The organism is Azohydromonas caseinilytica (assembly GCF_012927045.1).
Taxonomy (GTDB): Bacteria; Pseudomonadota; Gammaproteobacteria; order Burkholderiales; family Burkholderiaceae_C; genus Azohydromonas; species Azohydromonas caseinilytica.
This window is the reverse complement of sequence record NZ_JABBFW010000026.1, coordinates 74,636-81,679: the sequence shown is the minus strand read 5'-3', so window position 1 is coordinate 81,679 and position 7,044 is coordinate 74,636. Positions and strand designations below refer to the sequence as shown.

General features: G+C 68.0%; 8 protein-coding genes. All 8 read right to left on the bottom strand.

Going from position 1 to position 7,044, the window contains the following annotated elements; all coding sequences use genetic code 11:
* Nucleotides 1-307, bottom strand: a 307-nt coding sequence (locus tag HHL10_RS24235; RefSeq protein WP_169162982.1) for an MFS transporter, incomplete at its 3' end; no start/stop codon positions are given.
* A 38-nt stretch (nt 308-345) separates the two neighbouring features.
* The gene (locus tag HHL10_RS24230; protein WP_169162981.1) at nt 346-1,122 is read right to left on the bottom strand and encodes a 1,6-dihydroxycyclohexa-2,4-diene-1-carboxylate dehydrogenase; all 777 of its coding nucleotides are present in this window, start codon (nt 1,120-1,122) and stop codon (nt 346-348) included.
* Nucleotides 1,123-1,274: 152 nt separating this feature from the next.
* The gene (gene benC, locus HHL10_RS24225) at nt 1,275-2,282 is read right to left on the bottom strand and encodes a benzoate 1,2-dioxygenase electron transfer component BenC (protein ID WP_169162980.1); all 1,008 of its coding nucleotides are present in this window, start codon (nt 2,280-2,282) and stop codon (nt 1,275-1,277) included.
* 50 nt (nt 2,283-2,332) lie between these two features.
* A complete protein-coding gene (gene benB / locus HHL10_RS24220; protein ID WP_169162979.1) occupies nt 2,333-2,818 on the bottom strand; it encodes a benzoate 1,2-dioxygenase small subunit in 486 nt (161 codons plus the stop codon).
* 13 nt (nt 2,819-2,831) lie between these two features.
* The gene (gene benA, locus HHL10_RS24215) at nt 2,832-4,247 is read right to left on the bottom strand and encodes a benzoate 1,2-dioxygenase large subunit (protein WP_169162978.1); all 1,416 of its coding nucleotides are present in this window, start codon (nt 4,245-4,247) and stop codon (nt 2,832-2,834) included.
* A gap of 113 nt (nt 4,248-4,360) precedes the next feature.
* On the bottom strand, nt 4,361-5,281 hold the full coding sequence (gene catA / locus HHL10_RS24210; protein ID WP_169162977.1) for a catechol 1,2-dioxygenase: 921 nt from the start codon (nt 5,279-5,281) through the stop codon (nt 4,361-4,363).
* 68 nt (nt 5,282-5,349) lie between these two features.
* Nucleotides 5,350-5,640: a muconolactone Delta-isomerase gene (catC, locus tag HHL10_RS24205; RefSeq protein WP_169162976.1), complete on the bottom strand. Its 291-nt coding sequence runs from the start codon at nt 5,638-5,640 to the stop codon at nt 5,350-5,352.
* A gap of 47 nt (nt 5,641-5,687) precedes the next feature.
* Nucleotides 5,688-6,815, bottom strand: coding sequence for a muconate/chloromuconate family cycloisomerase (locus HHL10_RS24200; protein ID WP_169162975.1), 1,128 nt, complete (start codon nt 6,813-6,815; stop codon nt 5,688-5,690).
* Nucleotides 6,816-7,044 lie beyond the last annotated feature (229 nt).

The following is a 7,044-nucleotide window of genomic DNA, read 5'->3' as shown; positions in this document are numbered from 1 at the left end:
CGGCGGCGGTGAACAGGCTGAACAGCCCGATGCAGATCGCGATGGCCCAGCGGCGGCCGATGCGGTCGGCGATCGTGCCCAGGAAGATGGCGCCGAACATCATGCCGAACAGCGCCGAGCTGACCATAAAGCCGGCCTGGGTCGGGTCCACGCCCATCTGCTTCATGATCGAGGGCAGCGCGATGCCGGCGACCGCGAGGTCGTAGCCGTCGAAGATGATGATGAGCGCGCACCAGAACAGCACCAGGCCGTGGAAGCCGTTGAAGCGGGCCTCGTCGGCGATCTTGTGGACGTCTATCTGTCTCATGGTCTTGTCTCCTGTCGTTGTTGTGGGGGAGTGCTGCCTCAGCCGAGGTCGCCGCCGCCCACGGGCAGCGTCACGCCGGTGATGTAGGCCGCCTCGTCGGAGGCCAGGAACAGGATCGCGCCGGCCTGCTCCTCGATGGTTCCGTAGCGCTTCATCAGGCTGGAGGACACGGTCTGGTCCACGATCTGCTGGTACCAGGCCTTTTCCTGCTCGGTGGGCTGCTCGGTGTTGCGCGGGATGCGCCGCGGCGGCGCCTCGGTGCCGCCGGGGGCGGTGGCGTTGACGCGGATGCCGCGCTGCGCGTTCTCGAAGGCCAGGCAGGCCGTGAGCGCGTTGACGCCGCCCTTGGCCGCGCCGTAGGGCACGCGGTTGACGCCGCGCGTGGCCACCGACGAGACGTTGACGATGGAACCACTCCCCTGCTCCTGCATGATGGGCAGCGCGGCATGGCAGCACCACAGCGTGGGGAACAGCGAGCGCCGCACCTCGGCCTCGATCTCGTGCTCGCGGTAATGCTCGAAGGGCTTGGCCCAGATCGTGCCGCCGACGTTGTTGACCAGGATGTCCAGGCGGCCGAAGCGCTCCACGGTCTGGGCCATCACGCGCTCGGCATCGGCATTGCGCTCCAGGTCGGCGGTGAGCGTGAGCAGCCGCCCGGCGGCGCCGGGCAGCTCGCTCAGCTCGTGGACCAGCTCGGAGCGGTCCACCGCCGCCACGCGGCCACCCTCTTCCAGCAGCCGCTCGACGACGCGCCGGCCGATGCCCTGCGCCGCGCCGGTGACGACGGCAACCTTGTTCTCGAAACGTGGGTTCATGGTGTTCAGGCAGAAAAAAGGCCCGCGGAGCCGGGCGACCGGCCCGGGGCCAAACGGAGACAAGTCATTGCGTGTCCCGCGATGCCCTCAATGACTCCGTCACATCCGCGCGGGCATGACGAGGTTCCTTGAGCGGCTGCAGGGAACCGGAATCAGGCGCTGGCGGCGAACTTCTCGTAGTAAAAATTGGCCGGCTGGATGCCGCGCTCGCGGATGAACTGGCTCACGGCCTCGACCATCGGCGGCGGGCCGCACAGGTAGATGTCCACCTCGCCGTCATGCAGGTGCGCGGGCTCGATGTGCTGCGTCACGTAGCCCTTCTTCGGGTAGCTGCTCTGGTCGCTGGCCACGCACGCGGTGAAGCTGAAGTTGGGGATGCGCGCGGCGAAGTCCTGCAGCTTCTCCATCTCCACCAGGTCGGCGTCGTGCGTGACGCCGTAGATCAGGTGCAGCGGGTGCTCGCTGCCCTCGGCGGCGATCTTCTCCAGCATCGCCGTGAAGGGTGCCAGGCCGGTGCCGCCGGCCAGCAGCAGCAGCGGCCGCTTGATCTCGCGCAGGTAGAAGCTCCCCAGCGGGCCGGTGAGCGTCATCTGGTCGCCCTCCTTGGCCAGGCTGGTGAGGAAGCTGCTCATCAGGCCGCCGGGCACGTTGCGGATCAGGAAGGACACCTCCCCGTCGCGCGGCAGCGAGCTGAACGAGTAGGCGCGCGTCTGGCTGCTGCCGGGCACCTGCAGGTTCACGTACTGGCCCGGCAGGAACGCGAGCTTGTTGAGCGCCTCGCCCTTGATGGACAGCGAGATGGTGCTGGGCGAGAGCTGGCGCACGTTGCTGATGGCGGCATCGAAGGAGGCCTGCTGCGTGCGGCACACCGCCGACGACGCGGGCACGCGCACCACGCAGTTGCTCTGCGCACGCATCTGGCAGGTCAGCACGAAGCCCTGCGCGGCCTCGTCCTCGCTCAGCGCGTCCTCGATGTAGTCACCCATCTCGTACCTGCCCGCTTCGGCAAAGCACTTGCAGGTGCCGCAGGCGCCGTCGCGGCAGTCCAGCGGAACGTTGACGCCCTGGCGGTAGGCGGCGTCGGCCACGGTCTCGTTAGCGGCGGCTTCGATGAAGCGGGTGACGCCGTCCTCGAACTGAAGGGCAATCTGGTGGTGCATGGCAAAACTCCTCCACGCGGCGGGCGCCTTGGGGCGCCCGGGCGGCAGACTCAGATGTGATAGACGTCCACCACGTGGTGGATGTAGTCGTTCTTGAGCACGACGTACTTGCGGCGGATCAGCGGCTGGCCGCCGGTGAGGTCCAGCGTGTAGTGGCTGGTGCCGAAGTAGCTGTCGGTGGTGTGGTAGCGGTAGCTCAGCGTGTGCCAGTTGAAGCGCACCACCAGCTGCTCGCCCTGCTGCGACACGATCTCCACGTTGTGGATGTTGTGCCCGGTGCGGGGCTCGGGCGTGCTGGCCGCCGAGCGCTCGGTCTTGATGCGGAAGACGCGGTCTTCCAGGCCGCCCTTGTTGGGGTAGTAGATCAGCGAGATCTCGCGCTGCGGATCGCGCGTGAGCTCGTCGTCGTCATCCCAGGAGGGCATCCAGAACTCGGCCTCGGGGTGGTAGCAGGCCAGCCACTCGTCCCACTGGCGGTCGTCCAGCAGCCGGGCCTCGCGGTACAGGAAGGCCTGGACCTGTTCGATGGTCATCATGGTCGGGTCTCCTTCAGGCGTGGTCGCAGGCGTGGCTGTGGGCGCAGACGACGTGCTCGACGCCCGCGGCCTGGCGCGCCTCCTCGACCTCGATGGCGCGCTGCATCGTTTCCAGCCAGTAGCGGTGCTGCTCGGTGTAGAGGCCTTCGTCCTCGGTCTTCACGCCCGACAGCGTCGGGTTCAGGCCGATCTCCTGGGCCGCCGCGTCGGGGCCCTGCACCCACTGCGTGGCGCCGCGGCACATGTCGTTCCACTCCAGCGCGATGCCGGCGTAGCCCTGCTGGCAGGCGCGGAACTCCTCCAGGTCGTCCGGCGTGGCCATGCCGGTGGCGTTGAAGAAGTCCTCGTACTGGCGGATGCGGCGCGCGCGCGCCTCGGCCGACTCGCCCTTGGGCGCGATGCAGTAGATCGTGACCTCGGTCTTGTCCACGGCGATGGGGCGCAGCACGCGGATCTGCGAGCTGAACTGGTCCATCAGGTAGACGTTGGGGTACAGGCACAGGTTGCGCGAGTGACCGATCATCCAGTCGGCCTTGGCCTGGCCATGCTTCTCGACCAGCTGGTCGCGGATCGGGTAGGCCGGGCGGTCCTCGGGGTTACCCCACTTGGTCCACAGCAGCATGTGGCCGTGCTCGAAGGAGTAGAAGCCGCCGCCCTGCTTGGCCCAGCTGCCCGCGTCCATGGCCTTGATGTTGTCGCCCGCGGCGGCCAGCTTGCGCTGGTTGGTCGTGGCGGCGTAGTTCCAGTGCACCGAGCTGACGTGGTAGCCGTCGGCGCCGTTCTCGGCCTGCAGCTTCCAGTTGCCGTCGAAGGTGTAGGTCGAGGAGCCGCGCAGCACCTCCAGCCCTTCGGGGGACTGGTCCACGATCATGTCGATGATCTTGGTGGACTCGCCCAGGAACTCGGTCAGCGGCGGCACGTCGGGGTTGAGGCTGCCGAACAGGAAGCCGCGGTAGCTCTCGAAGCGCGCGACCTTCTTCAGGTCGTGGCTGCCGTCCTTGTTGAAGGTGTCGGGGTAGCCCGCGCCGTTGCCGTCCTTGACCTTGAGCAGCTTGCCGGAGTTGTTGAAGGTCCAGCCGTGGAAGGTGCAGGTGAAGCTGGCCTTGTTGCCCTTCTTGTGGCGGCACAGCGTGGCGCCGCGGTGCGAGCAGGCGTTGATGATGGCGTTGAGCTCGCCCTGCTTGTTGCGCGTGATGACGATCGGCTGGCGGCCGATGGTGGTCGTGAAGTAGTCGTTGGCGTTGGCGATCTGGCTCTCGTGGGCCAGGTAGATCCAGTTGCCCTCGAAGATGTGCTTCATCTCCAGGTCGAACAGGGCCTCGTCGGTAAAGGCGCTGCGGTGCAGGCGGTAGACGTGGCGGTCCTTGTCTTCGACCAGCATGCCGGCCAGGCGCTGCTTGACGCCGGCAAGGGATGCGGAAGTGCTCATGCTTGTCTCCATGCTCCGGGGTGGCGGGCGGGGTTGGGGCAAGGCTCCGCCCGCCCGGGCCGCGCATGGGCCCGGGAGGAGGAGCGTTTTTTCAGTGGGGAGCCGGACCGGCCTCAGGCCGCGGCGCGGGGCCGGGCGAAGTCGGTGGCGGGCACGCCGGCCTGGGCCTGCTCGGCGTGCAGCGTGAAGTCGAACTTGATCTCGTGGAAGGGCTTGTCCACGCCCAGGGCCTGCATCGCGGCCGCGTCGTCGTTGCTGTAGATCGGCGGCACCAGGCCCTGGCGCGTGCCGAAGGCGAAGTCATCCCACAGGTGCGGATCGTTCTCGAGGTTGATCTGCGTGGTCAGCTTGCGGTGGCCCGGGGCGGTGACGAAGAAGTGGATATGCGCCGGACGGTGGCCATGGCGGCCGAGCTGCTGCAGCAGGCGGTCGGTGGCGCCGCCCGGGGGCACGCTGTAGCCCACCGGCAGGATGCTGCGGAACTTGTAGCGGCCCTGCGCGTCCGTGACGATGGTGCGGCGCAGGTTGAAGTCGCTCTGGCTCTTGTCGAAGTAGGAGTAGTTGCCCAGGTGGTTGGCGTGCCAGACCTCGACCTTGGCGCCCGCGATGGGCTGGCCGTCGGTGCCGCGCACCACGCCCTGCATCACCACCACCTCGCCCGGCGTCTGGCCGTCGTCCAGGCGCGCCTCGCCCTGCGCCACCGGGGCGCCGGCCACGTACAGCGGGCCCTCGATGGTGCGCGGCGTGCCGCCCTTGAGGCCGGCGCGGGCCTCGGCCTCGTCCATGCGCAGGTCCAGGAAGTGCTCCAGGCCCGTGCCCGGCACCACCAGGCCCAGCTCGCCGCTGCGGCCGGCATCGGACAGGTAGTTCAGGCCGGCCCAGAACTCCTCGGGCGTGACGTCCAGCTCCTCGATGGCCAGCATCAGGTCGCGCAGCAGGCGGCCGACGATGGCCTTGACGCGGGGATTGCCCTCGCTCACGACGCCGGTGTTCTCGAAGCGGGTCACCAGCTCGTCGATGGTCTTCTTGTCCATGAATGTCTCCTTCAGGGGTGGATCAAAGGGGGAAGCGGGAAGCAGGGAATGGGGCAGCGCGGGCCGCCTCAGCGGTCGTCCTCGCGGATCGAGGACGGGTGGCGGCACAGCGCCGTGACCTCGATCTGCATGAACGGGAACAGGGGCAGCGTCGAGAGGATCTGGTGCAGCTCCTCGGCACCGGACACGTCGAAGACGCTCACGTTGGCGTAGCGCCCGGCCACGCGCCACAGGTGGCGCCACTGGCCGTTGCGCATCAGCGCCTGGGCGCGCTCGCGCTCGGTCTTCTTGAGGCTTTCCGCCTGCTCGGCGGGCATGTCATGCGGCAGCCGCACGTCCATCTGGACCTGGAACAGCATGGGTGTCTCCTGGGGAAGCTTTGGGAGGGGTTGCGGGGGCAACCGGCTCAGCGGTCGCGGCGCAGGCGCGCGACCTTGTCCTCGTCGATGTCGATGCCCAGCCCGGGCCTGGCGGGGATCTGCAGCGAGAAGTCGCGGTAGGCCAGCGGCTCGCGCAGGATCTCCTCGGTCAGCAGCAGCGGGCCGAACAGCTCGGTCCCCCAGGCCAGCTCGTGGAAGGTGCAGAACAGCTGGGCTGAGGCCATGGTGCCCACGGCGCCTTCGAGCATCGTGCCGCCGTAGAGCTCGATGTTGGCGGCCTTGGCGATGGCCGCGACCTCGGCGGCGCCGCGCAGTCCGCCGGACTGGTTGATCTTGATGGCGAAGATGTCGGCGGCCTGCAGGCTCGCCACCTCGAAGGCGTCGCGCGGCCCGTGCAGCGCCTCGTCGGCCATGACCGGCACGATGTTGGCCTGCGTCAGGCGCTGCAGGCCGAGCTTGTCGCTGGCGACGATGGGCTGCTCGACCATGTCGATGCCGGCGTCAGCCAGCCGCTGCATGCCGTCGAGCGCCTGCGACACCGACCAGGCCTGGTTGGCGTCGATGCGCACGCTGGCCATGTCGCCCAGGGCGCGCTTGATGGCGGCCACGTGCGCCACGTCGTCCTTCACCGAGCGCAGGCCGATCTTGAGCTTGAAGATGTTGTGGCGGCGCGCTTCCAGCACCCGCTCGGCCTCGGCGATGTCGCGCTGCGTGTCGCCGCTGGCCAGCGTCCAGGCCACGGGGATGCTGTCGCGCACCCGGCCGCCGAACAGCTCGCTCAGCGGCACGCCCAGGCGCTTGGCCTGGCCGTCGTACAGCGCCGTCTCCAGCGCGCACTTGGCGAAGCGGTTGCCCTGGATGCGGTCGGCGACGGCCGCCATCAGCCGCGCCACGCCGCGCGGGTCCTGGCCCACCAGCATCGGCGCGATGTAGGTGTCGATGTTGGTCTTGATGCTCTCGGGGCTTTCCTCGCCGTAAGCCAGGCCGCCGATGGTGGTGCCCTCGCCCCAGCCGACGATGCCGTCGCTGGCCTCGATGCGCACCAGCACCAGCGTCTGGTGGTGCATCGTCGCCACCGAGAGCTTGTGCGGCCGGATGGTGGGCACGTCCACCAGCAGGGTTTCGACCGCGAGGATCTTCAGTTCAGAGCTCATTTGCGAAGCGGTTCGGAAGCGGCTCCGGCGCCTTTTTCAAGCCACCGAAATCAACCATTTCAAAAATGCGGATATTCGAGTCCGCCCGGTTTTGGGCATGACACCGCCCCTGCCGACATTTCCAGAGAATTGCCGGTGGTTATGGGTGCTTGCCTTGGATGGACTGAATCTTAGAAATTCGCTGGCCTGAAGTCCAAGACGCTTTTAGACTGCTTCGATACCTTAAAGG

Coding starts and splice junctions, on each gene's coding strand:
- HHL10_RS24230 (WP_169162981.1), bottom strand. CDS start 1,122: ATGAACCCACGTTTCGAGAACAAGGTTGCCGTCGTCACCGGCGCGGCG.
- benC (WP_169162980.1), bottom strand. CDS start 2,282: ATGCACCACCAGATTGCCCTTCAGTTCGAGGACGGCGTCACCCGCTTC.
- benB (WP_169162979.1), bottom strand. CDS start 2,818: ATGATGACCATCGAACAGGTCCAGGCCTTCCTGTACCGCGAGGCCCGG.
- benA (WP_169162978.1), bottom strand. CDS start 4,247: ATGAGCACTTCCGCATCCCTTGCCGGCGTCAAGCAGCGCCTGGCCGGC.
- catA (WP_169162977.1), bottom strand. CDS start 5,281: ATGGACAAGAAGACCATCGACGAGCTGGTGACCCGCTTCGAGAACACC.
- catC (WP_169162976.1), bottom strand. CDS start 5,640: ATGCTGTTCCAGGTCCAGATGGACGTGCGGCTGCCGCATGACATGCCC.
- HHL10_RS24200 (WP_169162975.1), bottom strand. CDS start 6,815: ATGAGCTCTGAACTGAAGATCCTCGCGGTCGAAACCCTGCTGGTGGAC.